The organism is Acidovorax sp. GBBC 1281, assembly GCF_028473645.1.
Lineage (GTDB): Bacteria > Pseudomonadota > Gammaproteobacteria > Burkholderiales > Burkholderiaceae_C > Paracidovorax.
In genome coordinates, this window is record NZ_CP097269.1 from 3,278,427 (window position 1) to 3,303,028 (window position 24,602).

Sequence of the window (24,602 nt, forward strand, 5' to 3'; positions counted from 1 at the left end):
GCGAAGCGCGGCGCGCGCCGGCCTAAGGAGCATCGGCGCGCCCGTGGCGCTCAGGGCTTGCGCGCCATCTCGCCCGTCGCGACCCGGCGGCGTAGCTCGGCCAGCACGGTTTTCATCCGCCGCTCGTTCTCCACGCCCATGCGCACGAGGATCTTCTGGCCGCTGGACAAGGCCTGCAGCTTCGGGTCGGCGAACTCGTAGCGCACCCAGGGGCGCGTAGAGGGCACCTCACCGGCCACCTTGGTGAGTTGCACCTGCACCGGGCCGGTGGGCTCGGGCGCCTGCAGCAGGTTGTCCAGCGTGGCCACCAGCCGGTCGTTGAAGTAGCGGCGCGGAAAGCCCAGCTCTTCGTACGCCTGCTGGAACAGCGGGTACAGCCGGGCGTACAGCGCAACGGCCTGGTCCTGCGGAATGGCTTCGGCCAGCATGACGAAGGCACGGTAGCGGCCCGCATTGGTGGCGGCGATCGTCTCCGTCTCGCTGCCCTCGCCATCCACCAGGAACCGCTGCGGCATGGGCTGCACGGGCCACAGGCGGGACGGCGCGCTCTGGCGCGACAGGTTGTCCACCGTGGCGACCGCGCGCTGCACGAAGCCGTCCATGCGCAGCAGCGACGCGACCGAGTCCGCCCCCACCCATCCCGTGACCGCCTCGGTCAGGGGGCGGTCCGATTCGGCCAGGGTGGGGAGTTTGGTATCGGGCGGCTGCACCGTGTCCATGGGGTTCTGCGGGCCGGATGCCGCGGATGCGGGCGGCGCGGCAGCCTGGGACGCGGACTGGCTGGCCACGGGCGGTAACGCCACCGGCTCGGACGCCGTGCGCCCCCAGAACCACCAGGCCGCGCCGGCGCCCAGCGCGCCAGCGACCAGCACCCATGGAATCCAGGCGCGGGAAGCCTGCTGCGCGGGCCGCAATTCCACCGTGTCACGTTCAGGCATGAATGCCTCCTTTTCTTGGGTTTCGGGAAAGCCGCGGTAGAAAGACAAGATGCCCCGCGGCCTCCCATCGATTGGAAGCGATGGACTCCACCGGGCCGTAACGCCGTGTGACGGGTCCAGTCACCGCTGGCATGGGGGGTGTCGTGCACCGCGCGTTGGCCGGTACAAGCCGGCCGGGGTCCACGCAAGGAACGGCGGGCCTGCGGGGCCCGTCGGTCAGCCGCTCAGCGCGCGGCCTGCGGCTGCGGGTGCTGCAGGCCGCCCAGCCATCCCATGGCATCGGTCAGTTCGGCCTGCCGGATCTCGTGCGCGCCGGGGTATTCGCGGTAGGTCAGGTCCAGCGACAGCCCCCGGGCATGGTCGCGGATGGCGTGGGCCTGGGCCAGGGGAATCACGTTGTCCTGCACGCCATGGCTCACCCAGAGCGGCTTGCCGTGCAGGCTGTCGGCCGCGGCGGCGAACGGCATCGCCTGGGGCAGCAGCCGGCTGTGCCACACCATGGCGGCGTGCAGCAGCTCCGGCCGGGTGAACAGCAGGGACAAGGCCATGATGCCGCCCTGGCTGAAACCGCCCACCACCACCCGCTCGGACGGCACACCCAACTGCAGCGCAGCGGCCTCGACCGTGAGCGCCACCAGCGAGCGGCTGGCCGCCTCCTGCGGCTCGTGGATGGAACGGCTGCCATCGGGCAGCACGGAAAACTCGAACCACGCATGGGAGCCCGGGCCCATGGCATGCGGCGCGCGCAGGCTCACGACATGGAAATGCGGGGGAACGTAGGGGGCCAGGCCGAACAGGTCGCCCTCGTTGCTGCCCACGCCGTGCATGAGGACGAGCAGCCAGGGAGAGGTGGTGTGGGACGCGGCGGGGCGGTTCAGAAAGGGAAGCGGCAGATCAAGCATCGATGGGTGCCCTGAAAAGGCATTCAAGGCATGGATGAAGGGTTGCGAATCGGGGTTGGAGTGGAACGGGGGCCGGGGAGTTCATGCCGCGGACTGCAGGGCGAAGGCGTCCATGGCCAGGGCGCCGTAGCGGACCTCCCGGCTCAGGTAGTGCGCCTGCGCCTCGGGGCCGGCGGCGCCCAGGGCGAAAAACAAGGGCAGGAAATGGTCTTCGCTGGGGTGGGCGCGCTCGGCATGTGGCGCCTGCCGCCGGTAGTCCAGCAGCGCGGGCCAGTCGCGCCGCTGCACGGCGTCTTCGATCCAACGGCTGAATTCAGTCACATAGGGCAAGGGCTCGTTGGCGCCGCCGAAGAACTCGGCCAGGTTGTGCGTCATGCTGCCGGAGCCCATCACCAGCACGCCCTCGCTGCGCAGGCCCTGCAAGGCGGCGCCCATGGCGTAGACCTCGGCTGGGCCGGCGGTGGACGGCAGGGCCACCTGCACCACGGGCAGCCGGGCGTCGGGAAACAGGTGCATCAGCGGCACCCAGGCGCCATGGTCGAAGGGCCGCTCCGCATCGCCTTCGGCCGCGATACCGGCCGAACGCAGGCGCGCCAGCACCGTTTCGGCCAGGCCCGGGGCGCCTGCGGCCGGGTAGCGCAAGGCGTACAGGGCCGGCGGAAATCCGCCGAAGTCGTGCCAGGTGGCGGGCTGCAGCCCGGTCATCACTTTCGGGGATCGCGGCATCCAGTGTGGCGACATGACCACCACCCCGCGAAGGTGCGGAAAGCGCGCCTGGACCTCCTGGCCCCAGCGGGTGAGGGCCGGGCCGGTTTCGCCGGAGTCCACCGCGAACAGCGGGGCGCCATGGGAGAGGTACAGCGCGGGGAGTTCGGCATTCCTGCCGCTGTCGGTGGGTGCGCGGGCCCGTTCCAGATCGGACATGAAGATTCCTCGGTTGCCGACAGATGGGGTCGGTGGCGGCGGTTCCAACCCCCTGGGCGATCGGCGCGGCCTGTGCCGCCACGGGCCAGCGAACGCCCGCCGTGGCGCTGCCGGCCTTTTCAGTCGCGCACCGGGCCACGCAGCGCCTTGATGCCCGAGCGCACGCTCTTAGATTCCAGGCGCCGCTGCTTGGAGCCGTAGGTCGGCTTGGTAGCCCGCCGGGTGCGCGGCGGCTGCGCCACGCTGGCCACCAGGGCCTGCAGGCGCTGCAGTCCGTCGAGGCGGTTGGCTTCCTGGCTGCGGTACTGCTGCGCCTTGATGACCAGCACGCCCTCCTGCGTGATCCGGCTGTCGCGCAGGGCGAGCAGGCGCTCCTTCACGCCGTCGGGCAACGAAGACGCCGCGATGTCGAAGCGCAGGTGCACCGCGCTCGACACCTTGTTGACGTTCTGCCCGCCAGCGCCCTGCGCCCGCATGGCGGTGATCTCCACCTCACGCTCGTCCACCTGGGGCACGAAGGCCGCCGGCGGCGCGGTCATCGGCCGGCCGCCAAGGGTGCGGCCGCCGGCTGCGCCCCGTCTACCAGCGCGGCCAGCAGTGCGGCCATGAAGGGCCGGGGCTGTTCGAACTGCACCCAGTGGCCGGCCTCGGGGATGAAGTCCAGGCCACGGAAGTCCGGCACCACGGCCCGGAACGCCGCCTCGAGCTCCACGATCCAGCGCTTGTAGAGCGCATCGTTGCGGCCATAGATGGCATGCACCGGGCAGGTCACCCGGGGCAGCGAGCGCGCCAGGATGTCGGTGTGCGCCAGCCGGCGGCGCGGCATGCGGTCGCGCACCACGTTGGCCACGTGCAGGCCCAGCGCCAGGCCTTCGATGAGAGCCGGGTCCTGCAGCATCAGGACGGCGAGGTTGTGGCGGTGCACCTGCGGCTGCTGGTCCGCGGGCAGGTGCCGCCAGCCTTTCAGTTCGAACTGGCGGTGCGGCACCACGCCCATGGCCGGCGCGCCCACGATGACCAGTTGCCGGGCCAGCTCGGGGTGGTCGGCCAGCAGCAGGCCCGCCACCATGCCGCCGAACGAGAACCCCACCAGATCGCAGGGCTGCGGCCCCCAAAGCGCGCGCATGCCCTCGCACAGCGGTTCGACCAGCGCGTCGGCATCGGCGCCGGCCGGGGGCAGAGCAGACTCCCCGAAACCGGGCAGATCCGGCACCCAGACCTGGTGGCCCGCCGCGACCAGGTCTTCGATGTTGCGCACCCAGTGGGTCCAGCTGCCGCTGCCGCCGTGCAGCAGCACCAGCGGCGGCTGCCCGGGCACGACCGGTCCCCAGGCGTGCCACACCAGATCGCCGTCGCCGCAAGGCGTGGTGTGCCGCGTGGCCAGCGCCTGCAGGCGCCGCACTTCGGGCGGGGTGCCATCGGGTGCCCCGGCAGGTCCGGGGTGGGCCGCCGGGGCGGAGGGCACCGTCACCATCCCGCCAGGCCGTCGATGGCTAGCGGATAGCCCTGCACGCCGAACCCGCACATCACCGCGCGCGCCACGCCGGACAGATAGGAATGGTGGCGGAAGGCTTCGCGGGCATGCACGTTGCTGATATGCAACTCCACCAGCGGCACGCCCGTGCCCTTGACGGCATCCAGCAGTGCCACGCTGGTGTGGGTGTAGGCGGCGGCATTCAGCACCACGCCGGCCAGTTCGCCCGCGCCGTGGAGGCGGCCGGCCTCATGGATCCAGTCCACCAAGTCGCCCTCGTGGTTGCTCTGGCGGAACTGCAGCGCAAACCCATGGCGCTCGCACGCCTGGGCGCACAGCCGCTCCACATCGGCCAGCGTGTGCACGCCGTACACCGAGGGCTCGCGCGTGCCGAGCAGGTTCAGATTGGGTCCGTTGAGGACAAAGACGGTTTTCACAGGGCCAGTACTCCAGGCAAGGCGTCGCCGCCAGTCGGCGAACGCGAACAGGGCGAATTATGCGTGGCGCTCCCAAATAAAACGGCCCCGAGGGGGCCGTTGGGGCTGCATGGGCAGCCAGGGGGACAGCGATGGGTTTCAGCGACCGTAGTAGTAGCCCCGGTCCCGTCCGTGCCAGTGGCGACCGCCGCCGTAGTACCCGTAGGGGGCGACCACCACCGGAGGCGGGGGCGCGTAGTACACCGGCCGTGGCGGCGGGTAGTAGACGGGAGGGGGGGCATAGACCACCGGGGGCGGGCCGTAATAGACGGGACGAGGCGGCGGGTAATAGGCTGGCGGGGCCACCACGACGGGGTAGCCGCCGCCCCCGACACCGACCGCCACGCCGGGCGACCCGATGCCCACAGACCAGGAAATATCGCGTGCCTGGGCGGCACCGGTGCCCGCCAGCAGGGCGAGCGCCACGCCGGCGGTGGCGGCCATGGCTGAGAGAGAGCGGCTGTTCGTCATGGAAATCTCCTTTGGATGGGAGCCCCGCCATCGCGGAACTCCCGTGGATGCTCAACGCATCACATGTCCGAAAGGATGGCACAAACCCCCTGCAATGTTGTTTCTGGACGTAGCGCGCTGTGTTTCACCCGGTAACGCCCCCGGCACCGCCGCCTAGAATGCCGCCATGAGTTCCCCAGCCCCCCTCGACCCCTCCTCCAACGCCGCGGCCAAGCCCAGCAATTTTCTTCGCCAGATCATCGAGAGCGATCTCGCCAAGGGCACGCATGCCCAGGCGCGCTGGGGCGGCACGCCCGGCGATGCGGCCCACCATGCTGGCGGGCAGCCCGACCCGGCGAAGATCCGCACGCGTTTCCCCCCCGAACCCAACGGCTACCTGCACGTCGGCCATGCCAAGAGCATCTGCCTGAATTTCGGCTTGGCCGCCGACTACGGCGGCGTGTGCCACCTGCGCTTCGACGACACCAACCCGGAGAAGGAAGACCAGGAATACGTGGACGCCATCATCGACGCCGTGCATTGGCTCGGCTTCGACTGGAAGGCCAGCGGCGATGGCGCCGACCACCTGTACTACGCCAGCAACTATTTCGACTTCATGTACCGCGCGGCTGAGTACCTGATCGAAAACGGCAAAGCCTACGTGGACGAGCAGACCCCCGACGAGATGCGCGCCAACCGCGGCGACTTCGGCAAGCCCGGCGTGGACAGCCCCTTTCGCAGTCGCACCGTGGCAGAGAACCTCGCGCGATTTCGCGAAATGCGCGAAGGCAAGCTGCCCGACGGCGCCGCCGTGCTACGCGCGAAGATCGACATGGCCTCGCCCAACATCAACCTGCGCGACCCGGCCATCTACCGCATCAAGCACGCCGAGCACCACAACACCGGCAACCAGTGGTGCATCTACCCCATGTACACCTTCGCGCACCCCATCGAGGACGCGCTGGAGCACATCACCCACAGCATCTGCACGCTGGAATTCGAAGACCAGCGCCCCTTCTACGACTGGCTCATGGACCGCCTGGTGGAAGGCGGCCTCATCGCCGCGCCGCAGCCGCGCCAGTACGAGTTCGCGCGCCTGAACCTCACCTACGTGGTCACCAGCAAGCGCAAGCTCAAGCACCTGGTGGACAACGGCATCGTGACCGGTTGGGACGATCCCCGCATGCCCACCATCGTCGGCCTGCGCCGCCGCGGCTACACGCCCGAATCGATCCGCCTGTTCTGCGAACGCATCGGCGTGACCAAGGACTACAGCTGGATCGACTACAGCACGCTGGAAGGCTGCCTGCGCGAAGACCTGGAAGCCAAGGCCCACCGCGGCATGGCGGTGCTCAACCCCGTCAAGCTGGTGCTGACCAACTGGGACGAGGTGATGGGCGCCGGCCACCTGGAGCCCTGCAGCCTGCCCGCCCTGCCCCACCCGCCCGAAGGAACCGAATCGCCCCTGCGCCATTTCACGATCGGCAAGGCGGTGTGGATCGAGCGCGAAGACTTCGAGGAAGTGCCCCCCAAGGGCTACAAGCGCCTGTTCCCCGGCAACAAGGTGCGCCTCAAGGGCGGTTACGTGATCGAATGCACGGGCTGCAACAAGGACGCAGATGGCCGGATCACCGAAGTGCTGGCCACCGTGGTGCCCGACACCAAGAGCGGCACCCCCGGCGCCGACACCGTGAAGGTGAAGGCCGCCATCACCTGGGTGGGCGTGGCCGATGGCGTGAAGGCGGAGGTGCGCATGTACGACCGGCTGTTCACCGATGCGCAGCCCGATGCCGGCGGGAAAGACTTCCTCACGCTGCTGAACCCGGACAGCCTGAAGGTCGTGACGGCCATCGTGGAGCCCTCACTGGCCAACGCCCGACCGGGCGACCAGTTCCAGTTCGAGCGGCACGGGTACTTCGTGGCGGACAGCAAGGACCACGCGGCAGGCAAGCCGGTGTTCAACCTGGCCGTGGGCCTGAAGGACTCCTGGGGCAAGTAAGCCGACGCAACAGCCGGCCCGGGCGACGGCGGCCATCGCCGTCGCGGGCCGGTCCCGTTATCCACCGATGCAAGCCCCTGGCCATCCAACGCCAGGGGCGCATCGCACTCCCGATTTCGAGAATGAACTTTTCCTCGCGCCTTCAACAACTCCCATCCGTTGCCGACCTCTCTGCCCTGCACCTGCTGGACCCGGACGGACAGGTCATCGCCACGCTGGAAAACAAGCCCGGACAAGCGGGCTCCCTGGCCGTCTACAACGCGTTGTCCACCTTGTACGGCGGCACCATCACGCCTGCAGCGGCCAGCCTGGGCCTGGAGTGGTACGCAGAGCACACGGCCGATGCACACGCCCATCCCGGCAAGCACCCCAACATCGACCGCCTGGTGGCCTGGGCGTCCGGCACGGCCAGCTACCGTGCGCAGCGGGTACCAGCGCTCCCGCCCGCCGCCTGACATCCGCGGGCAAGGCCGGTTCGAAAGCATCGCGATTTCGGCAGTGACACCCGCTCCATGGCGGCGTCATCTCTGACGGCCACGGCGCTGGCGCGCCAACCATAATCCGCCCGACACAAGCCTGTCGCCTGTGTCCCGGCCCGATCGCCGGACCACCCACTTGGAGGCGCGATTGAAACACCCTCACCGTTCATGGGCCCGCGCGGCATGGCAAGTCACCGGCATCCTGGCCTTGGCCGCGTGGCTGACCGGCTGCTCCGCGGTCGGCACGCTCAATGCGCTCACGGCCAAGGACAGCCATACCGTCCAGGCCGGCGTGGCCTACGGCACGCTGCCGCGCCAGCAACTGGACATCTACCGGCCGAAAACGACGGCGCCAGCGGCCGGCTGGCCGGTCGCGGTGTTCTTCTATGGCGGCTCCTGGAACAGCGGTGAGCGCGGCGACTACCTGTTCCTGGGCGAAGCGCTCGCGGCACGGGGCGTGCTGACGATGGTGGCCGACTACCGCCTCTACCCCGAGGTGCGCTACCCCGAATTCCTGCAGGACAGCGCACTGGCCGTGGCCTATGGCCTGGACCATGCGGCGCAGTGGGGCGGCGACCCGAAACGGGTGTTCGCCATGGGCCACAGTGCCGGCGGCTACAACGCGGCGATGCTGGCGCTGGACCCGCGCTGGCTGCAGCCCACGGGCCACACGCCGAACGAGCTTGCCGGCTGGATCGGCCTGGCGGGGCCGTACGACTTCTTTCCCACCGACAACCCGCAAGCGCAGCCGGTGTTTTTCCACCCGAACTACCCGCCCAAGGCCCAGCCCATCGAGTTCGCACACCCCGGCGCGCCGCGCACCTTCCTGGCGGCCCCGGTCAACGACCGACTGGTGAGCCCGGAGCGCAGCACCCAGCAGATGGCGCAGAAGCTGCAGGCCGCTGGCGTGCCGGTCACGCTGAAGTCGTATCCCCGCGCCAGCCACACCACGCTCGTCGGCGCATTCGCGTGGCCGCTGCGCTGGGTCGCGCCGGTGCTGGACGACGTGGAGGCGTTCATCCAGGCGACGCCGCAGGCTCAGTGAACTCGCCTTGACGGCTTGCACTGCCCTATTCAGCAGGAGGACAAGTCACCCAATGATCAATCGTCGAGCCCATTTCGCACCATCAGCCAAGACCGGTTCCAGAACGGCGTTTTGCGCTTGACGGGGTATTTGTGCCTCAGCCACCGAGGCGTTTGAAGAACGGTCACCGACCAGCGCTTTCCATCGTCAAAAAAAGAAAAAATGATGGCCTGCGCTGCTGGTGCGACCTCCGGGTTTTTAAAGATGCCCGGGGTGTAGTCGGCAGAGATTTCCAGCGAATCCTCGATATGCAAGGCTGGATTCAGCCAATGGATGAAAAGCGCCTCTTCCTGCGGATTGCCTTGCGTCGTGAAAACCAGATATCCGCGTTCGCCTTCGAATTGCGCCTCCAGAACCCCGCCTTGCAGTTCGACCGTGCGTGCGCTGGGCGCATGCATCAACACGAGGGCTGGCGCTTCTTTTTCAGCCGGGCAGCGATGTTCCAACTGAAAAGCCTGCGACGGTCGGAGCGCCATCAGAAAATCCATCCAAACGAAAGATCGGGCCCCAGCGCACCCAAGGCACCGCCGACGAACACGCCCGTTGCGAATGGATTGAACCTGCCGCGCCGCATCGTCGGCCGAGAGTGCTCTTGATGCCACCCGGGCGCGGTACTCCTGTGCCAACTGGCGGTTTGCCCGATGTAACTCTGCCGCACTTTTCCGTCTTGAATGAAACGCTGGGCAAAATTGGCGGTGACGGATTCCAGTTGAGAAATCGATCCATCGAGCGCAGTTCTGTCATACACGTCATTCATGAAACCTCTCTTTTGCAACTTGCTTTATTGTCACGCAGCGTACTCAAAGCCCAAGATGCAACGCCCGAGGAAAACCGTTTTGCAGCGGTGTCATGCAACCTACAGCTGTGTCTCCAGCAAACTCGCCATCCGCTCGGCCAGCTTCTCCTTCATCGGCCGGTCCAGCCAGTCCTGGTAGGTCACCCGCCGCGACCGCTTGAGGTCGTCCTCGAACATCACCGTCTGCCGTTGGGCAAAAGGGGCGTCGTACACGTTCAGGTTGGCCTCGTCGTTCAACCGGAACGAGCGGTTGTCAAAGTTGGTGGAGCCCACCGACACCATGAGCTGATCCACGATCATGACCTTGCAGTGGTACATGGTGGGCTCGTACTCGTAGATCTCGGCGCCGGCCTGCAGCAGTTCGCCCCAGGTGGCGCGGGAGGCGGCCTTGACGGTTTCGGTGTCGGTGTGCTCGCCGGGCGTGATGAGCCGGATGCGCACACCGCGCGCCAGGGCGTCCAGCATCAGCTGCCGGGTCAGGTCGTCGGGCACGAAGTACGCCACCGACAGGTCGAGGCTGCGCTCGGACGAGGTGATGGCCAGGTGGTACATGAGCTGCATGCTCTCGCTGCCACTGGAGGGCGAGCTGGAGAACATCTGCGCCTTCTGCGTGCCGCTCTGGGCAATGGCGGGAAAGTACGCTTCGCCGTGCATCACCTTGCCCGTGACCTTGAGCCAGTTGTCCAGGAAGGTGGCCTGCATCTGCGCGACCGCCGGGCCCTTGACCTGGTAGTGCGAATCGCGCCAGTGGTCGGGGTCCTGCGCATTACCGGTCCATGCGGGCGCGATGCCCACGCCGCCCGTGAAGCCCACCAGTCCGTCGGTGACGAGCAGCTTGCGGTGCGTGCGGTTGTTCAGGCGGGCCAGGTTGTACCAGTGGGGCTTGTGGAATTTCTCGACCTCCACGCCGGCCGCCTTCATCTCGGTGAAGTAGCTCTCGTCCATCTTGGAGCTGCCCACCCAGTCCAGCAGCACATGCACCTTCACGCCGGCACGGGCGCGCTCGCTCAGGGCATCGGCGAACTGCTTGCCGATGTCGCCGGACCAGTAGATGTAGGTTTCGAAGGTGACGCTCTTCTGCGCGGCCCGGATGGCGGCCAGCATGGGCGGAAAGATCTGGTCGCCGTTGAGCAACTCCACCACCTCGTTGCCGCTGGTGATGCCCGGGCCCAGCAGGCTGCCCATGGCACGTTCGTACTGGGGCTGGGCGGTGGTGTACAGGCGCGGGATCTGGTGCTGCACTTTCTTCTCGCCGGCGGTGAAGTTCAGTGCGAACAGCACGATGGCGGTGGTGGCCACGAAGGTGAGTGCTACGGTGAGCAGGGTGCGGCCTGTTTTTTTCATGTGCGCGATTGTGGGTGGGCGCCGGGTGCGCGCTTGTAAGCCCACGCCTCCAACTCTGCCAGCGCACGGGGGCCGTGGCAGCGCACTGCGCGGGGGCGTGCGTGCCGCCGGCCTGCGGCGGTCAGCCGGCTTCGAAGCGGTTGCGGCCGTTGTGCTTGGCGCGGTAGAGCGCCTTGTCGGCCCGCTCCACGGTGGCCGCGTGGGGCTCGCCGGGCACGCGCTCGGCCACGCCGGCGGAGAACGTCACCGCCAGGCCCGGGGCCAGTGCTTCGAAGCCGCCGCGCTCCATCTGGCCGCGCAGCCGCTCCAGCACGCGCATCGCACCGCTTTGGCCGGTACCGGGCATGAGCAGCAGGAACTCTTCCCCGCCCCAGCGCGAGAGCACGTCGCGCCCGCGCACGCCGGCCTGGGCGATCTCGGCGAAGCGCTGCAGCACGGCGTCGCCCACCGCATGCCCGTGCGTGTCGTTCACGTGTTTGAAGTGGTCGATGTCCATCATGGCCATGGCCATCGGCGCCGTGGCGGGCTCGCCCGGCCGGCCGTCCTGCGGCTGCACCGCGGCGCCCACCGTCCAGTGCAGGGTGAGCAGGTCGCCCATGGCGCGCCGGTTCAGCAGGCCGGTCAGCGCATCGTGCTCGGCGAGCTTGCGGCTCAGCTCCAGCGCCTCGGTGAGGGTGGCCTTCTGCCGGGCCAGGCGGCTGCGCAGGCGGCCGATGCGGATGGCCAGCGCGGCCACCGCCGTCACCACGATGAGCGAGAAGGCCCAGTGGATGACCTCCACGCGCGGGTCGTAGCGCGGCGATTCGCCCGACGTGCGCCACAGCATGACCCCGGTCACGAGCACCAGCCAATACGCCATGAGCACGCGCGTCTGCCCCGCCCGCAGTTGGAACATGCCCCCCAGCAGGAACAGCGGTGCCAGCAGGCCCAGCAGCGCACCGCGCGCCGGCCCGGTGATGGCATAGGCCCAGCCGAGCGCCGTGGCCGCCAGCACCGACTGCAGCATGGAGAGCGACGGATCGTGCGGCGCGAGCCGCCGGCCCTGGCCGGTGCGCACGAGCAGGCAGCAGACGAAGCTGGTGCCCAGCGCGAAGGCGGTCAGCGGATAGGCCTGCCTGGCGTCCACCAGCCCCAGCATCACCTCGGCCTGCTGCACCAGGGCGATCAGGCACAGCAGGCCGAACGCCAGCAGGCACTGCGACATGCGGATGCGCACCTGCTTGCTCTGGCCGAACAGCGCCCGGTCGATCCGGCCCCGCAGGCCCGGGGGCGGCGGCAGGACGCCATCGGCCGCGCGGCGCGCCGGCGATCCGCCGGGCGGTGGGGAATGGGGGCGGGCGGCAGGCGGCATGGCGCAATTCAGGAGCTGAAGGGGCGAAAGCCGGAGGGCAGCACCTGCGCCGTTGACGGCGGTGCCAGCGGACCCGGCCAAGGGCCCACGGCAACCGAATGGCAGGGCGGAAACGGGCATGCGCGGCGCATGCAGGGCATCGTAACGGGGCCGGCGCCGCCCGGCGGCCCTGGCGCGGCCAAGGCAGGGTATCTCCGGAGCCGTCCGCGCACGCCAGGGCTTGGCGCGCGCTGGCGCAGGCGCCGTCGCTAAACTGCCGGCATCCCCTCTTCCCTTCGCCCGCGCCATGGCAGACCACCGCACTCCCCCCTCCCTTTCTCTGCAGGCCAGCCGGCGCACCGCCCTCGTGGCCACGCTGGGCCTGCTGGCCTGGCAGGGCCCCGTCCAAGCGGCCAAGCCCCGGGCCAGCGCGCCTTCGCCAGCGCCCTCCCCATCCGTCTGGCCCCGCGCGTCGCAAGTGCCCGGCGGCGTGGCGCGCCTGTCGCTGGGGCCGGCGGCCACACGGCCGGTGGCGCACGTGGACGAAGGCGCGGGCGACGTGCCGGTGCTCGTGCTGGGCGATGCGATCGAGTGGACGGCCATCGTCGGCATCCCGCTGGCGGCCCAGGCGGGGGCCGCCGGGATCGTGGTGCGGGGTTCGGCCACCGAAGGCGATGCAGCGCGCAAGGTGCCCTACACCATCGCGCCCAAAAAGTACCGCGAGCAGCACCTGAGCGTCGCGCCGCGCACCGTGGACCTCTCCGCCGAGGACAACGCCCGCTTCGAGCGCGAGCGCGAACACCAGCGGCAGGTGACGGCAGCGTTTTCCACACCGCTGCCCAAGCCGGCCGACCTGCGCATGCACGTCCCGGTGCCGGGTCCCCGGTCGAGCTCGTTCGGGCTGCGGCGGGTGTTCAACGGGCAATCGCGCAATCCGCACAGCGGCATGGACATCGCTGCAGCCAAGGGCACGGCCATCGTCGCGCCGCTGCCGGGCCGGGTGATCGACACCGGCGAATATTTCTTCAGCGGCGGCACCGTGTGGCTGGACCATGGCGGCGGGCTGCTCACCGTCTATGCCCACCTGAGCGCCATCGACGCCAAGGTGGGCGACCAGTTGCAGACCGGCGACCGCCTGGGCGCGGTGGGCGCCACCGGCCGCGTGACCGGGCCCCACCTGCACTGGGGCGTGATGCTCAACCGCACGATGGTGGACCCGGCGCTGTTCCTGCCCGTCTGAGCCGGCGGGCGTTGCGCCGGGCCGACACGGGCAGGTAAAGAAGGGGCCGCTTCGCGGAGCGGGCGGCGACAATTTCCGCCTTCGATCCCCTGGCCTTTTTGGGTGGTTTCCATGCGATCTTTTCTGGGTGCCGCGCTCGCGGCGATGGCGGTGCTGTGCAGCGGCTGCGCCGTGGTGGCCGTGGGCGATGCCGCGGTGACGGTGGTGGCGACCACGGTGAAGGTCGGCGCCACCGTAGTGGGCACAGCGGTGGACGTGGGCGCGGCCGGGGTGCGCGCCGTGGCGGGCGGCAGCGACTGAAAGCCTGCGCGAGCGGCACGCTCTGCCGTACCGCGCCGGTCACCACGGCGTGGGACGCCCACCGCGCTATGCTTGCCGCCCCATGCCGACCCCGCCCCGCTCCCCGCGCGATCCTGGCCCCTTGCGCCCATCCCGCCCACTCCTGCCACTCCGGCCGCTGGCGGCACGCCCTTCCGCCCGATCCCCTGCGGTGGCGGCAGCAGCCACTGCCCCCGCCGGCACGCCCCGCCTCATCCGCTTTCACAAGCCCTACGGCGTGCTGAGCCAGTTCACACCCGAGGGGCGCTGGCGCGGGCTGCAGGATTTCATCGACCTGCCCGGCGTGTACGTGGCGGGCCGGCTGGACGCCGACAGCGAAGGGCTGCTGCTGCTCACCAGCGACGGCGCGCTGCAGGCGCGCATCGCCGATCCGCGCTTCAAGATGGAAAAGACGTATTGGGTGCAGGTGGAGGGCACACCCGACGAAGCCGCCCTGGCCGCGCTGCGCGACGGCGTGCAGCTGAACGACGGCCCCACCCGCCCGGCCCGGGCGCGCCGCATGGAGCCGCCGCTTGCCGTGTGGGAGCGCGACCCACCCATCCGCGTGCGCCAGCGCATCCCCACCGCCTGGATCGAACTGGCGATCAAGGAAGGCCGCAACCGCCAGGTGCGGCGCATGACCGCGGCGGTCGGCCTGCCCACCTTGCGGCTGATCCGCGCCGCCATCGGGCCTTATTCGCTGGACGGGCTGGCGCCCGGGACCTGGCAGGCGACGACGGTGCCCGCAGAGCCTGAGGGATAGCGCATAAATTGCTACTTAATTGATAGCAATACGCCCTAGATTTCATTGTGCTGGCGGCCTTTTTTCCGAATATTCGAGCCGCTGACGCTTCGGGCCGGGCAGGCGCAGCACAATCGCTCCCCAAAAAGGAATGGAACCGTGAACGCCGCTGATCTTTCGCTCGAACCCGTGGAGACGCCCGAGGCCGCCCGCGCCGCTGCCGCGCGCGTGTGCCCGCGCTGCAGCCACACCCGCCAGGCCACCGATACCGCACCGGCCTGGCAATGCCCCCGGTGCGAGGTGGCCTACGACAAGGTGCTCCCCACCAGCGTGGCGGCGCGGCAAAAGCCCGAGGGCGCCCGCGCCCGGCCGGCCGCCGCCCCCGGCGACAAGCCCTGGACCCTGATTGTCCTGGCGGGCGGCGTGGTGGTGCTGATGGCGCTGATGGGCTGGAAGTGGAACCACGACAAGGCCCAGGCCGCCGAACGCATCGCCCGCGCCGAAAGCGATGCGCGCGCCCTGCAGATCGCGGCGCAGCGGGAAGGCATGGAACAACTGGCCCGGCTCGGTGCGGCTGAGACCCAGTGGCGCCGCGGCCAGGGCCTGGACGTTCTGCCCACCGTGCGGGCCATGGCCCAGCAAGGGCACCTGCGGGCCATGGTGCTGCTGTCGGCCATGCTGGACGAGGGCAACGGCATCCCCAGGGACCATGCCGAGTCCATGCAGTGGCTGACCCGGGCCGCCCACCAGGGCTCCAGCCTGGCGGCGGTGCGGCTGGGCGCCATCTACCAGGAGGGCCGTGGCGGAGAACCCCGCCAGATGTCGCTGACCGAGAACTGGTACCTGCGCGCGGCGCGCCAGGGCGATGCGGCCGGGCTGTACCGGCTGGGCGATCTCTATGCCAACGGCGCGGCCACCGTGGCCCAGCGGCCCGTTGCCGCCTACATGCTGCTGGAACTGGCCGACCGCCTGGGCCGCGGCAACCCGGAAGACCCGCTCACCCTGCCCCGCTACGGGGCCGTGCACCTTCAGTTGCTGGCCCGCAGGATGGGCCCGGTCGATATCGCCGAAGCACGGCGGCGCGCCGATGCGTGGAGACCCGGGCAGCCGCTGGACCTGTGACTGGACGCGCGCGGCCCCCAAGGCCCGGCGGTGCCGCCCCACCGTCGCTGTCCCACCGCCCGCTCAACGGCGGCGCCACCACAGCATCAGGCCGAGAAACACGGCCCCGGTGAGAAGGGGCATCCACGGCATGAGCCGTTCCACCGGGTTGGACGAGCGCATACCCGACCACACCTCCAGCCGCACCCGGTCCATGCGCAGGTTGCTCACCCCTGCGAACTCCAGCACTGGCGGGACCGTGCGGTCTTCCTTGAAGCTCAAGGGCGCCGCGGCGCCGGCCATCTCCACGACCTGGCCGGCGCGCACGCCCCGCGCGGCGACCTGGGGCACGGCACCCACGCGCGGTGCGCCATGGATGGACCAGCCCGCCATCCAGCGCGCGCCGACATCCCCGTCGGCCAGCGCCACGCCCGAGACTCGCACCACCAGCGTGTAGGGGTTGCCGCTGCGGGGCAGCACCATCTCCTCGCCCGTCCAGGCCTGGGTCTGGGGCGGTGCGCCTGCGGAGCGGGCCGAATCGGCGGTGTCTTTCCGGTCCTGGAACAGCGCGAACTTCGCGAGCGCTTCGGCCGGCAGTTCCTGGGTTTCCACCAGGCGCTGGCCCCAGGGCTGAGGTCCGCTGCTGGCCTGGGCGGGCAGCGACGCCCCACCCAGCGCGCCCAGACCCGCCAGCGCGATGCCGGCCGCCAGGACCCAGCCACGGCGGCACGCCGCCCGCGCGAAATCGAATGTGGATGTGGATGTGTCGTGCCCCGTTGCCATGCCCTCGTGTCCTTGGTGTCGTGCCATGTCCGCCTTGCGCCGCCATGTCCGCCTTGCGCCGCCAGGTCCGGCGGCGCATGCGGACGGCAGTGTATCCAGTGGTTTCAGGCTGGCCGGCGAAACGCTACTTTTTTGATAGCAAAATGCCCTAGTACTGATTGTCCTGGAAGCATTTTTCGCCTTGATCACCTGCGTTGGGAGCGTCCCTCCACCGCATGCCGAAGTTATGCCCGCCCTCTGTGGGCCGTTCTGTGGACAACCCCAGGGACAACCCTCCGGATCGGCGCAGGCAGTGGCTTGCAGCCCGGTGCCTGCATTTTGGGCAGTGGCGGCCAGGCGCGGCCGGCGCCTTTCCGGGGTGCGGCTATAGTGCGCGGCCGGCACGGCCCCTGCGCCCGCCTTCATTGCATTCCCTCCCCCGCTCCGATCCCCCGTGCCCATCGCCACCCTGCTCTGCCTGGTCGTCGCCGTCAGCGACGGCGACACCCTCACCGCCCGCTGCGGCGACCGCCGCCCGATCCAGGTGCGCCTGGCCGCCATCGATGCGCCCGAGCGCCGCCAGGCGTTCGGCCCGCCGTCCCGCCAGAACCTCGCGCGCCTGTGCCTGCGGCAGAAAGCCACGCTGCAGACCGTGGCCCGCGACGCCTACGGCCGCACCGTGGCGCACGTGCGCTGCGGCCAGGGCGATGCGGCCACGGCCCAGGTGCGCGCCGGGCTCGCCTGGGTGTACACGCCGCGCGCGGCCGCCTACCCGCAACTGGCGGCGCTGCAGCGCCAGGCCCAGGCCAGCCACACCGGGCTGTGGTCGCAAAAGCGGCCGCGCGCCCCCTGGGACTACCGGCGACAGCACCCGCGCGGATAAACCGGTAGCATGCGGCGCTGACTTCCCACCGTTGGAGCCGCCCGCCGCGCCCGCCCGTCCGCTGGCCGGACAGGCTCCGGCCAGCCACCCTCCAGCCTCCCCAGCGCCGTGCCCGACCTTCCCACCGCCTCCCCCGCTCCCCCCGTTCCTGCCACCGAAAGCGTCTACCGGCACCGCGGCTTCCTCGCCTTCCTGATCGCCCGCCTGGTGGCCGTGTTCGCCACCCAGGTGCAGGCCGTGGTCGTGGCCTGGCAGGTGTACGACCTCACGCGCGAGCCCATCGCCCTGGCCTATGTGGGCCTGGCGCAGTTCCTGCCCATGCTGTGCCTGCTGCTGCCGGCCGGCGACCTGATCGACCGCGCCAGCCGCCGGCACATCCTGGCCGTGAGCTGGTCGGTGGGCGCGGTGTGCAGTGCGCTGCTGTGGTGGCTGTCGGGGCACGGCACGGCGGGCGTGGCGGGCATCTATGCGGCGCTGGTGCTGTTTGGCTGCTCGCGGGCGTTCTCGGGACCGGCGCTGCAAAGCCTGCTGCCGCAGATCGTGCCGCGCGCCCAGCTGGCGCAGGCCATGGCCACCAACAGCATGCTGATGCGCCTGGCCAGCATCACCGGGCCGCTGATCGGCGGGTTGCTGTATGCCACCGGCGGCGCCTCGCTCACCTACCCCGTGTGCTGCGCGGGCTTCGCGCTGGGCGCGCTGCTGCTGTCGCGCGTGACGGTGGCGTACGCCGCGCCGCCCTCGCCGACGCAGGGCCGCATGTGGGACCGCTTCGGCGCGGGCATCCACTTCATCCGCACGCGCCCCATCATCCTGGGCACGATCTCGCTGGACCTGTTCGCCGTGCTGCTGGGCGGCGTGGTGGCGCTGCTGCCCATCTACGCGCACGAGGTGCTGCACGTGGGACCGCAGGGCCTGGGCGCGCTGCGCAGCGCCATCGCCATCGGCGAGGTGGGCGCGGGGCTGTTCCTGACGATGCGGCCCTTCAACCGCCACGTGGGGTGGCGCATGTTCATCGCGGTGGCCATCTTCGGCGCGGCCAACCTGGTGTTCTCGCTGTCGCACTGGTTCCTGCTGTCGTTCCTGGCCCTGATGGTGGCCGGCGCGGCCGACATGGTGAGCGTGTACATCCGCGGGGCGCTGGTCCAGTTTTCCACGCCCGATGCCATGCGCGGGCGGGTGAACGCGGTCAACATGCTGTTCATCGGCTCGTCCAACGAGCTGGGCGAGTTCCGCGCCGGCACCAGCGCCGCGTGGCTGGGCGCCGTGCCGGCCGCGGTGGCGGGCGGGCTGTGCACCCTGGCGGTGGTGGGTGCCTGGACGCTCCTGTTCAAGCCCCTGCGCGATGTGGACCGCTTCGAGGAAGCCAGCGAGGAACGCCAGCGCCGCTGACGCTGAACGGCCGGCGGTTGACAGCGGTTACCAAAAAGTCCGCAGCCCGCCCATTCGCTCATATTTCGATAGCAATATGCCCTAGTGGATATTGCGCTGCAGGCGGTTTTGGCTTGAAGCTTTTTTGGCCGCCGCGGATACATCTGTATCCCGGGCGTAAAACCCCTGCGGCCCCCCTTGCCGCGCCCCGCGCCGCGCTGCACCATGGGCACCGTTTTCCCCATGGAGCCCTGCCATGAATCCCTCGCCCTCCGCTTCGACCGCCCTGCCCCTCACCCGCAGGCACTGGCTGGGATGGACCGCCGTGTCGCTCGCCACCGCCGGCGGCAGTGCCTGGGCCGCCGGCAGTCCGGGGGGCGCGCCACCCGGGCTGGACGATGCCAGCAGCGTGCGCCTGCTGGACCGCCTTTCGTGGGGCGCCACGGCGGCCTCGCAGCAGGCGCTGGCCGAGGCCGGCACGGCGGGCTACCTGGCCGCGCAGTTGCGTTCCGCCCCCGCGGCCCTGCCGCCCGAAGCCCAGGCCCAGATCGACGCCATGGCCATCACCCGCACCCCCATGGAGGTGCTGGCCATCGACATGCAGGGCCGCCAGCAGGCCATCAAGGACCTGCCCGACGAGGATGCGCGCAAGGCCGCGCAGGAGACCTACCAGCGCGACATGCGGGCGCTGCAGCGCGAGGCCGAGCGCCGCTTCGTGCTGCGGGCCGTGTACTCGCCCGCGCAGCTGCAGGAGAAGATGACCTGGTTCTGGATGAACCACTTCAACGTCTTCGCCGGCAAGGCCGACATCCGCGCCATGGTGGGCGACTACGAGGACCGCGCCATCCGCCCGCACGCGCTGGGACGCTTTCGGGACCTGCTCGGCGCCACCGTGCGCCACCCGGCCATGCTGCGCTACCTGGACAACGCGCAGAACGCGGCCAACCGCATCAATGAAAACTACGCGCGAGAGCTGATGGAGCTGCACACCCTGGGCGTGGACAGCGGCTACAGCCAGCGCGACGTGCAGGAGATGGCGCGCGTGCTCACCGGCCACGGCGTGTCGCTGCGCCCGCTGGGCGAGCCGCCCCCGAAGCTCAAAGCCGAGTGGACGCGCCAGTACGTGCGCCACGGCCTGTACGAATTCCATCCCCAGCGCCACGACTGGGGCCCCAAGGAGCTGCTGGGCCAGCCGCTGCAGGGCCAGGGCATGGCCGAGCTGGACGAGGCGCTCGACCGCTTGGCCCGCGCCCCGGCCACGGCGCGCTTCGTGTCGCGCAAGCTCGCCACCTACCTGGTGGGCGATGCGCCGCCGCCCGCGCTGCTGGAGGCAATGGCCGAGTCGTTCACCCGCAGCGACGGCCACATCGCCGCCGTGCTGCAGACGCTGTTCGCCAGCGCGCCGTTCCAGACCTCGCTGGGCAAGCGGCTGCGCGACCCGGTGCAGTACGTGATGGCCGGCCTGCGCATGGGCTATGCCGACCGCGTGCTGGCCAACCCCGATCCGGCCCTGTCGTGGCTGCAGCGCCTGGCCGAGCCCTTGTATGGCCGCGCCACGCCCGACGGCTACCCGCTCGATTCGGCCGCGTGGACCAGTTCGGGCCAGATGGCCATGCGCTTCGAGGTGGCGCGGGCCCTGGCCGGCGCGGGCGCCGCCGCGCTCTACCGCCCCGACGGCGCACCGCCGCCGCGCGTGGCGCCCCCGGCGCTGGCCCAGAGCGCGTACTACCGCGCGCTGGAGCCGCAGCTGGCCCCGGCCACCCGCGTGGCGCTGGCGCGCGCGGCCTCGCCGCTGGAATGGAACACCTTCCTGCTCAGCGCGCCGGAGTTCATGTACGCCTGAGCGGCCCGGCCGCACGGCGCGCTCCGCCACCCGCAGCCCATCGCCCGCCTCGCCCCCACCCCGTTTCGCTGTTCCGCTGAAAGGCTTCGCCATGACGCACTTCTTCGCCCCCCGCCGCTCCGGCCCTCCCGGGGCCGGCCCCGCCCCCACCCGCCGCCAGTGCCTGCAGGCGCTGGCCGCGCTCGCCGCGCCGGGCGTGCTGCAGGCCAGCCTCGCGGCCACGCCGCAGGCGGTGGACGCACGCTTTTTGCTGGTCTTCCTGCGCGGCGGGTACGACTGCGCCAGCCTGCTCGTGCCCACCTCCAGCAGCTACTACTACGAGACGCGGCCCAACATCGCCATCGCCAAGCCAGGCGAAGCCGGGGGCGCGCTGCCGCTCACCGCCGACTGGGGCCTGCACCCGGCGCTGGCGGGCTCGCTGATGCCGCTGTACGAGAAGAAGCAGGTGGCGTTCGTGCCGTTCTCGGGCACCGAAGACCTCACGCGCAGCCATTTCGACACGCAGGACAGCATCGAACTGGGCCAGCCCGTGGGCGGGCGGCGCGACTACCGCTCGGGCTTTCTCAACCGCCTGGCCACCGAGCTGGGCGTGCAGCCGCGCTGGCACGACCACCTGTCGCCCATGGCCTTCACCGACACGCTGCCGCTGGTGCTGCGTGGCGGCTACGACGTGCCCAACACCGCCCTGGGCGCCGCGGGCGCGGCCAAGCCCGGCATCGACGACCGGCAGGCAGGCTTGATCGCCTCGATGTACGGCGGCACGCCGCTGGCCGCCGCCGTGGCCGAGGGTTTTCAGACGCGCGACGAGGTGGCGCGCACCATGCAGGGCGAGATGGACGCCGCCAGCCGCAACGCGCTGAGCACCAAGGGCTTCGAAGGCACGGCGCGCCGCATGGCCCGGCTGATGCAGTCGCGCTACAACCTGGGGTTCGTGGACGTGGGCGGGTGGGACACGCACGTGGGCCAGGGCAACGCCACGGGCGCGCTGGCCAACCGCTTCGAGGAGCTGGGCCGGGGCCTGGCGGCCTTCGCCGACGAGATGGGGCCGGCGTGGAACCGCACCACGGTCGTCGCCATCAGCGAGTTCGGCCGCACCTTCCGCGAGAACGGCAACCGCGGCACCGACCACGGCCACGGCAGCGTGATGTGGGTGCTGGGCGGGGGCATCGCGGGCGGGCGCATCGCGGGCGAGCAGCAGGCGCTGACGGCCACCACCCTGTTCCAAAACCGCGACTACCCGGTGCTGAACGACTACCGTGCCGTGCTGGGCGGCCTGTTCGCCCGCACCTACGGGCTGTCGCCCGCGGCCCTGGCCCGCGTGTTCCCGCAGACCCGGCCGCGCGACTTCAAGCTGGCCTGAGGCCAGGCCGGCTCAGGCGGCCGTGCCGGCCCCGGCCGCCGGAGCGGGGGACGCCGCTGCATCGAACACGCCGCTCAGCAGTTCGGGCAGGCGCTCCGCCCCCATGCGGAACCCGCAGGCCTGCGCATGGCCGCCGCCGCCCATGCTCTCGGCCAGCACCGAGCAGTCGAAGTTGCGCTGCGAACGCAGGCCCACCTTCACCTTGCCCTCCTTGCTGACGATCCACATCAGCGCGAACGTGCCGCACTGCTTGGACAGCATCTCGCCGATCAGGCTGTGGAAGGCGCCCGGGGCATTCACCATGAGGCCCTGTTTGCCGTTGAACGTGATCGGCTGCGCGCCGCCCGCCACGTCGGCGGCGAGGTGGCGAAATTTCTCGTCCATGGCGTTGCCGCGTGCCACGAAGGCGGCGGACTGCCCGGGCGTGAATTGAGCGATCTCTTCCCAGCGGGCGAAATCGAACGGCTCCATGTCCAGCGCGGCCAGGTAGCCGGCGCTCTCGGGGTAGGCCCAGGCCCAGATGTCGCGGTCTTCCACGTAGCGCACCAGGTCGGGCAGCGGGGTGTCGGGGTAGAAGAACTCCCACGCCAGCCGCGCGCCCGACTTGTCCATGTCGAAGTGCACCACGCCGCAGCGGCAGGCAAAGCCGGTGAGCTTTTCGGCAGCGCTCTTATGGTGGTCCAGCATGACCAGCTTGGCAGCCCGCTCGTCGATGGCGGTCAATATCTCGGGCGTGAAAGAGAAGTCGAGGATGTACACCGCCCGGCCTTCGAGCGCGGGCAGGTCGTCCACCGACTGCACCTGCCCGTGCGACAGGCCCACGCACTCGGCCTGGCCGCCGTAGTAGCGCCAGGCGGCCAGCGCGGCACCGAAGCCGTCGGCGCAGCGGCCGTGGTACAGGACCAGGGGGTTGGGATCGTTCTTGTCCGGGTGCACCAGCAGTTGCAGGGGCAGGAGGGTTTTCTTCGTGGGGATCGTCATGGGGCGCATTGTCGGGCACTGGGCCTGGGCACTGGCGCGGAGCCCCCGGGGCGGGGGCTTGGCAGCGGGAGCGGTTTGGCTGTCCAATGCCCCTGGGCCGGCGCCCGGTGCCATGCAGGCCCCCTGCCGGGTGTACGACCGATCCGCAAGGAGTTTTCGATGCGCAAGCTGTCCCTCTGCGTCCTGGCCCTGTTCCTGGCCGGCTGCGCCACGCGCGGCGCGGACAGCCTCTCGCTCGGCGCGCCCGGCAGCGCGGGTCATCCCGCCGATCCCGCGCGCCAGGCGGCCGATCTGGCCGACTGCCAGCGCTACGCCAGCCAGATCGGGGTGGCCAGCGAGACCGTGGACGGCCTGGTGGCCGGCGCCGTGCTGGCCGCCACCGTGGTCTGGGCGCTGGGTGGCAGCCGCAATGCGGTGCAGGATTCGGCGCTGATCGGCGGGGCACTCGGCGCCACGCAGGGCGTGCAGGCGCTGGAGCGGCGCCAGGGCATCGTCGCCAACTGCATGGCCGGGCGCGGATACGCCGGCAGCACCTACCCGGCCGTGGCCGCCGTGCCGGAGCCCAACCAGCCCGCCCGCTCGGCACACGCCGACTACACGCCCCTGCCCGCCCGCGCCATCGGCACCGACACGTTCAACGCCGAGCGCCTCGCACGCGACCAGTCCTGCACCGCCACGCCCATGGCCTGGCTGGCCGCCAAGGGGCCGGGTTTCGAGACCTACACCGTGCCCTGCAGCAACGGCGACGCCCTGGCGATCCGCTGCGAATTCGGCCAGTGCCGGGTGCTGCGCTGAGGCGCGGCCGGCAGCCAAGGGCCCGCGGCACGTCAGGGAAGCGCGGCGTTTCCGGCATCCAGCGCCGGAGGGCGCAGCAGGTCTTCGTTGACTCCCATGGTCTGGCTGGCGCGTTCCACCGCCTGCCACAACGGCGCGGGCATCTGCAGGATGTCCTCCGGCGAGCTGGAGCGCGCGATCCATGCACTGATCTGGAAATGCTGCTCGTGGGTCAGCAGGTCAAGGTTCAGCATCTCGTCGATGGTCTTCATTGCAATCCGATTCCTGGGCAGGGCCATGCGGGCACCCCCGGGACGAAATGCCCGGGGTGGTATTGACCACATGGTGCCATGAGCGCCCAGGTCAAGCGGCCGGGGGCGCTCGCGGCCACGCTGCGCGTCAGGGGGCGGGCAGCGGGCGCATCCTCCCGGCCAGGTCGCCCTGGCCGCGCGACTGCAGCGCGTCGGCGGCGCCGGCGATGTCGCGCGCCTCGCGGTTCTGGCTCAGCTTGGACTTGCCCACCAGCGCGGTGAGCGCGATCTCGATGCCCACGATGTGCTGCAGCAGGCCGTTGATGAATTCGGGCGACGAATCGCCCATCTTCCAGGGCCGGGGCTCGGCGGCCTCGTGCTGGCGCGTCAGGCGCGCCACGAGGCGGCGCACGAAGCGCTCGTCGTCGTGCACGGTCAGCACGCCGTGTGCGTGCACCACCTCGTAGTTCCAGGTCGGCACCAGGCGGTGCGACTCGTGCTTGCTCGGATACCAGTTGGGCGAGATATAGGACTGGGGGCCGTGGAACACCACCATGACCGGCGTGCCCGTGGGGCAGCGCTGCCACAGCGGATTGGCGCGGGCCACATGGGCCGACAGCCGGCCGAACGGGCCCACCTCCGGGTCGAACTCGAACGGCAGGTGGTCGGCGTCCAAGCCCCCGTCGCCGTGGGTGACCAGGGTGCCCAGGGGGTGCTCGCGCAGGAGGCGCTGCAGGGCTTCGGGCCGGTTTTCGGCGAAATGCGGTGGGATGTACATGGGTG

General features: G+C 70.5%; 27 protein-coding genes. 12 read left to right on the forward strand and 15 right to left on the reverse strand.

Features of this window, described 5'->3' with window-relative positions; genetic code table 11:
- Positions 1 to 50: 50 nt before the first annotated feature.
- The 7 genes from M5C96_RS15290 to M5C96_RS15320 form a co-directional block, all read right to left on the reverse strand.
- On the reverse strand, positions 51 to 938 hold the full coding sequence (locus M5C96_RS15290) for a DUF3014 domain-containing protein (protein ID WP_272564001.1): 888 nt from the start codon (positions 936 to 938) through the stop codon (positions 51 to 53).
- Between the two features lie 224 nt (positions 939 to 1,162).
- A complete protein-coding gene (locus M5C96_RS15295) occupies positions 1,163 to 1,840 on the reverse strand; it encodes an alpha/beta hydrolase (protein ID WP_272564002.1) in 678 nt (225 codons plus the stop codon).
- Positions 1,841 to 1,921: 81 nt separating this feature from the next.
- A complete protein-coding gene (locus tag M5C96_RS15300) occupies positions 1,922 to 2,764 on the reverse strand; it encodes a DODA-type extradiol aromatic ring-opening family dioxygenase (protein WP_272564003.1) in 843 nt (280 codons plus the stop codon).
- Between the two features lie 119 nt (positions 2,765 to 2,883).
- Positions 2,884 to 3,303 carry an alternative ribosome rescue aminoacyl-tRNA hydrolase ArfB gene (gene arfB, locus M5C96_RS15305; RefSeq protein ID WP_272564004.1) on the reverse strand — a complete coding sequence of 140 codons (420 nt, stop codon included), beginning with the start codon at positions 3,301 to 3,303 and terminating at the stop codon, positions 2,884 to 2,886.
- A complete protein-coding gene (locus M5C96_RS15310) occupies positions 3,300 to 4,229 on the reverse strand; it encodes an alpha/beta fold hydrolase (protein ID WP_272564005.1) in 930 nt (309 codons plus the stop codon). Before M5C96_RS15310 ends, arfB begins: the two co-directional genes overlap by 4 nt.
- Positions 4,230 to 4,231: 2 nt before the next feature.
- A complete protein-coding gene (gene aroQ, locus M5C96_RS15315; protein ID WP_272564006.1) occupies positions 4,232 to 4,675 on the reverse strand; it encodes a type II 3-dehydroquinate dehydratase in 444 nt (147 codons plus the stop codon).
- Positions 4,676 to 4,813: 138 nt separating this feature from the next.
- Positions 4,814 to 5,185, reverse strand: coding sequence for a hypothetical protein (locus tag M5C96_RS15320; RefSeq protein ID WP_272564007.1), 372 nt, complete (start codon positions 5,183 to 5,185; stop codon positions 4,814 to 4,816).
- Between the two features lie 166 nt (positions 5,186 to 5,351).
- Here M5C96_RS15320 and M5C96_RS15325 point away from each other — a divergent pair, with 166 nt between their 5' ends.
- The 3 genes from M5C96_RS15325 to M5C96_RS15335 all read left to right on the forward strand — a co-directional run bounded on the left by M5C96_RS15325 (position 5,352) and on the right by M5C96_RS15335 (position 8,687).
- A complete protein-coding gene (locus tag M5C96_RS15325) occupies positions 5,352 to 7,163 on the forward strand; it encodes a glutamine--tRNA ligase/YqeY domain fusion protein (RefSeq protein ID WP_272564008.1) in 1,812 nt (603 codons plus the stop codon).
- A 122-nt stretch (positions 7,164 to 7,285) separates the two neighbouring features.
- Positions 7,286 to 7,618, forward strand: a complete 333-nt coding sequence (locus tag M5C96_RS15330) for a DUF2322 family protein (RefSeq protein ID WP_272564009.1) — start codon at positions 7,286 to 7,288, stop codon at positions 7,616 to 7,618.
- Between the two features lie 172 nt (positions 7,619 to 7,790).
- Complete coding sequence (locus M5C96_RS15335) at positions 7,791 to 8,687, forward strand: alpha/beta hydrolase (protein WP_272564010.1); 897 nt, start codon at positions 7,791 to 7,793, stop codon at positions 8,685 to 8,687.
- 56 nt (positions 8,688 to 8,743) lie between these two features.
- Here the strand turns inward: M5C96_RS15335 and M5C96_RS15340 are convergent, their stop codons facing one another.
- From M5C96_RS15340 to M5C96_RS15355, 4 genes are all read right to left on the reverse strand, one after another.
- Positions 8,744 to 9,202 (reverse strand): hypothetical protein, encoded by a 459-nt coding sequence (locus tag M5C96_RS15340; protein WP_272564011.1) that lies wholly within the window; start codon positions 9,200 to 9,202, stop codon positions 8,744 to 8,746.
- Complete coding sequence (locus tag M5C96_RS15345; RefSeq protein WP_272564012.1) at positions 9,202 to 9,483, reverse strand: hypothetical protein; 282 nt, start codon at positions 9,481 to 9,483, stop codon at positions 9,202 to 9,204. The genes M5C96_RS15340 and M5C96_RS15345 overlap by 1 nt, the downstream gene beginning before the upstream one ends.
- A 99-nt stretch (positions 9,484 to 9,582) precedes the next feature.
- Positions 9,583 to 10,866, reverse strand: coding sequence for a phospholipase D-like domain-containing protein (locus M5C96_RS15350; RefSeq protein WP_272564013.1), 1,284 nt, complete (start codon positions 10,864 to 10,866; stop codon positions 9,583 to 9,585).
- Positions 10,867 to 10,987: 121 nt separating this feature from the next.
- Positions 10,988 to 12,217 carry a GGDEF domain-containing protein gene (locus M5C96_RS15355; RefSeq protein WP_272564014.1) on the reverse strand — a complete coding sequence of 410 codons (1,230 nt, stop codon included), beginning with the start codon at positions 12,215 to 12,217 and terminating at the stop codon, positions 10,988 to 10,990.
- 286 nt (positions 12,218 to 12,503) lie between these two features.
- On the opposite strand from M5C96_RS15355, the gene M5C96_RS15360 reads away from it, so the two are divergent.
- The 4 genes from M5C96_RS15360 to M5C96_RS15375 all read left to right on the forward strand — a co-directional run bounded on the left by M5C96_RS15360 (position 12,504) and on the right by M5C96_RS15375 (position 15,618).
- Positions 12,504 to 13,436 carry a M23 family metallopeptidase gene (locus tag M5C96_RS15360; RefSeq protein ID WP_272564015.1) on the forward strand — a complete coding sequence of 311 codons (933 nt, stop codon included), beginning with the start codon at positions 12,504 to 12,506 and terminating at the stop codon, positions 13,434 to 13,436.
- A 111-nt stretch (positions 13,437 to 13,547) separates the two neighbouring features.
- Positions 13,548 to 13,736, forward strand: a complete 189-nt coding sequence (locus M5C96_RS15365) for a hypothetical protein (protein ID WP_272564016.1) — start codon at positions 13,548 to 13,550, stop codon at positions 13,734 to 13,736.
- An 82-nt stretch (positions 13,737 to 13,818) separates the two neighbouring features.
- Positions 13,819 to 14,517, forward strand: coding sequence for a pseudouridine synthase (locus M5C96_RS15370; RefSeq protein ID WP_442867313.1), 699 nt, complete (start codon positions 13,819 to 13,821; stop codon positions 14,515 to 14,517).
- Positions 14,518 to 14,655: 138 nt separating this feature from the next.
- The gene (locus M5C96_RS15375; RefSeq protein WP_272564018.1) at positions 14,656 to 15,618 is read left to right on the forward strand and encodes a tetratricopeptide repeat protein; all 963 of its coding nucleotides are present in this window, start codon (positions 14,656 to 14,658) and stop codon (positions 15,616 to 15,618) included.
- 63 nt (positions 15,619 to 15,681) lie between these two features.
- Here M5C96_RS15375 and M5C96_RS15380 read toward each other — a convergent pair whose 3' ends face one another.
- Positions 15,682 to 16,407, reverse strand: coding sequence for a hypothetical protein (locus M5C96_RS15380; protein WP_272564019.1), 726 nt, complete (start codon positions 16,405 to 16,407; stop codon positions 15,682 to 15,684).
- Positions 16,408 to 16,813: 406 nt separating this feature from the next.
- Here M5C96_RS15380 and M5C96_RS15385 point away from each other — a divergent pair, with 406 nt between their 5' ends.
- The 4 genes from M5C96_RS15385 (at position 16,814) to M5C96_RS15400 (ending at position 21,813) form a co-directional block, all read left to right on the forward strand.
- On the forward strand, positions 16,814 to 17,242 hold the full coding sequence (locus M5C96_RS15385; RefSeq protein WP_272548092.1) for a thermonuclease family protein: 429 nt from the start codon (positions 16,814 to 16,816) through the stop codon (positions 17,240 to 17,242).
- Positions 17,243 to 17,350: 108 nt separating this feature from the next.
- On the forward strand, positions 17,351 to 18,631 hold the full coding sequence (locus tag M5C96_RS15390) for an MFS transporter (RefSeq protein WP_284428039.1): 1,281 nt from the start codon (positions 17,351 to 17,353) through the stop codon (positions 18,629 to 18,631).
- A gap of 235 nt (positions 18,632 to 18,866) precedes the next feature.
- A complete protein-coding gene (locus M5C96_RS15395) occupies positions 18,867 to 20,453 on the forward strand; it encodes a DUF1800 domain-containing protein (RefSeq protein ID WP_272564020.1) in 1,587 nt (528 codons plus the stop codon).
- Positions 20,454 to 20,544: 91 nt separating this feature from the next.
- A complete protein-coding gene (locus M5C96_RS15400) occupies positions 20,545 to 21,813 on the forward strand; it encodes a DUF1501 domain-containing protein (RefSeq protein WP_272564021.1) in 1,269 nt (422 codons plus the stop codon).
- A 12-nt stretch (positions 21,814 to 21,825) separates the two neighbouring features.
- On the opposite strand, the gene M5C96_RS15405 is transcribed toward M5C96_RS15400, so the two are convergent.
- On the reverse strand, positions 21,826 to 22,803 hold the full coding sequence (locus tag M5C96_RS15405) for a DHH family phosphoesterase (protein ID WP_442867314.1): 978 nt from the start codon (positions 22,801 to 22,803) through the stop codon (positions 21,826 to 21,828).
- A 150-nt stretch (positions 22,804 to 22,953) separates the two neighbouring features.
- Here M5C96_RS15405 and M5C96_RS15410 point away from each other — a divergent pair, with 150 nt between their 5' ends.
- Positions 22,954 to 23,589 (forward strand): glycine zipper family protein, encoded by a 636-nt coding sequence (locus M5C96_RS15410; RefSeq protein WP_272564023.1) that lies wholly within the window; start codon positions 22,954 to 22,956, stop codon positions 23,587 to 23,589.
- Between the two features lie 32 nt (positions 23,590 to 23,621).
- Here M5C96_RS15410 and M5C96_RS15415 read toward each other — a convergent pair whose 3' ends face one another.
- Together M5C96_RS15415 and M5C96_RS15420 are read right to left on the reverse strand one after the other, a co-directional pair.
- Positions 23,622 to 23,840: a hypothetical protein gene (locus M5C96_RS15415; protein WP_272564024.1), complete on the reverse strand. Its 219-nt coding sequence runs from the start codon at positions 23,838 to 23,840 to the stop codon at positions 23,622 to 23,624.
- 127 nt (positions 23,841 to 23,967) lie between these two features.
- Positions 23,968 to 24,597, reverse strand: coding sequence for an FMN-binding negative transcriptional regulator (locus M5C96_RS15420; RefSeq protein ID WP_272564025.1), 630 nt, complete (start codon positions 24,595 to 24,597; stop codon positions 23,968 to 23,970).
- Positions 24,598 to 24,602 lie beyond the last annotated feature (5 nt).

Bases quoted from the DNA above. Each gene is read 5' to 3' on its own strand.
- M5C96_RS15330 (WP_272564009.1), top strand. From the start codon at position 7,286: ATGAACTTTTCCTCGCGCCTTCAACAACTCCCATCCGTTGCCGACCTC.
- M5C96_RS15420 (WP_272564025.1), bottom strand. From the start codon at position 24,597: ATGTACATCCCACCGCATTTCGCCGAAAACCGGCCCGAAGCCCTGCAG.
- M5C96_RS15395 (WP_272564020.1), top strand. From the start codon at position 18,867: ATGAATCCCTCGCCCTCCGCTTCGACCGCCCTGCCCCTCACCCGCAGG.
- M5C96_RS15405 (WP_442867314.1), bottom strand. From the start codon at position 22,803: ATGCGCCCCATGACGATCCCCACGAAGAAAACCCTCCTGCCCCTGCAA.
- M5C96_RS15345 (WP_272564012.1), bottom strand. From the start codon at position 9,483: ATGAATGACGTGTATGACAGAACTGCGCTCGATGGATCGATTTCTCAA.
- M5C96_RS15290 (WP_272564001.1), bottom strand. From the start codon at position 938: ATGCCTGAACGTGACACGGTGGAATTGCGGCCCGCGCAGCAGGCTTCC.
- M5C96_RS15360 (WP_272564015.1), top strand. From the start codon at position 12,504: ATGGCAGACCACCGCACTCCCCCCTCCCTTTCTCTGCAGGCCAGCCGG.
- M5C96_RS15415 (WP_272564024.1), bottom strand. From the start codon at position 23,840: ATGAAGACCATCGACGAGATGCTGAACCTTGACCTGCTGACCCACGAG.
- M5C96_RS15320 (WP_272564007.1), bottom strand. From the start codon at position 5,185: ATGACGAACAGCCGCTCTCTCTCAGCCATGGCCGCCACCGCCGGCGTG.
- M5C96_RS15295 (WP_272564002.1), bottom strand. From the start codon at position 1,840: ATGCTTGATCTGCCGCTTCCCTTTCTGAACCGCCCCGCCGCGTCCCAC.
- M5C96_RS15380 (WP_272564019.1), bottom strand. From the start codon at position 16,407: ATGGCACGACACCAAGGACACGAGGGCATGGCAACGGGGCACGACACA.
- M5C96_RS15350 (WP_272564013.1), bottom strand. From the start codon at position 10,866: ATGAAAAAAACAGGCCGCACCCTGCTCACCGTAGCACTCACCTTCGTG.
- M5C96_RS15355 (WP_272564014.1), bottom strand. From the start codon at position 12,217: ATGCCGCCTGCCGCCCGCCCCCATTCCCCACCGCCCGGCGGATCGCCG.
- M5C96_RS15370 (WP_442867313.1), top strand. From the start codon at position 13,819: ATGCCGACCCCGCCCCGCTCCCCGCGCGATCCTGGCCCCTTGCGCCCA.
- M5C96_RS15400 (WP_272564021.1), top strand. From the start codon at position 20,545: ATGACGCACTTCTTCGCCCCCCGCCGCTCCGGCCCTCCCGGGGCCGGC.
- M5C96_RS15340 (WP_272564011.1), bottom strand. From the start codon at position 9,202: ATGGCGCTCCGACCGTCGCAGGCTTTTCAGTTGGAACATCGCTGCCCG.
- M5C96_RS15300 (WP_272564003.1), bottom strand. From the start codon at position 2,764: ATGTCCGATCTGGAACGGGCCCGCGCACCCACCGACAGCGGCAGGAAT.
- M5C96_RS15325 (WP_272564008.1), top strand. From the start codon at position 5,352: ATGAGTTCCCCAGCCCCCCTCGACCCCTCCTCCAACGCCGCGGCCAAG.
- M5C96_RS15365 (WP_272564016.1), top strand. From the start codon at position 13,548: ATGCGATCTTTTCTGGGTGCCGCGCTCGCGGCGATGGCGGTGCTGTGC.
- arfB (WP_272564004.1), bottom strand. From the start codon at position 3,303: ATGACCGCGCCGCCGGCGGCCTTCGTGCCCCAGGTGGACGAGCGTGAG.
- M5C96_RS15410 (WP_272564023.1), top strand. From the start codon at position 22,954: ATGCGCAAGCTGTCCCTCTGCGTCCTGGCCCTGTTCCTGGCCGGCTGC.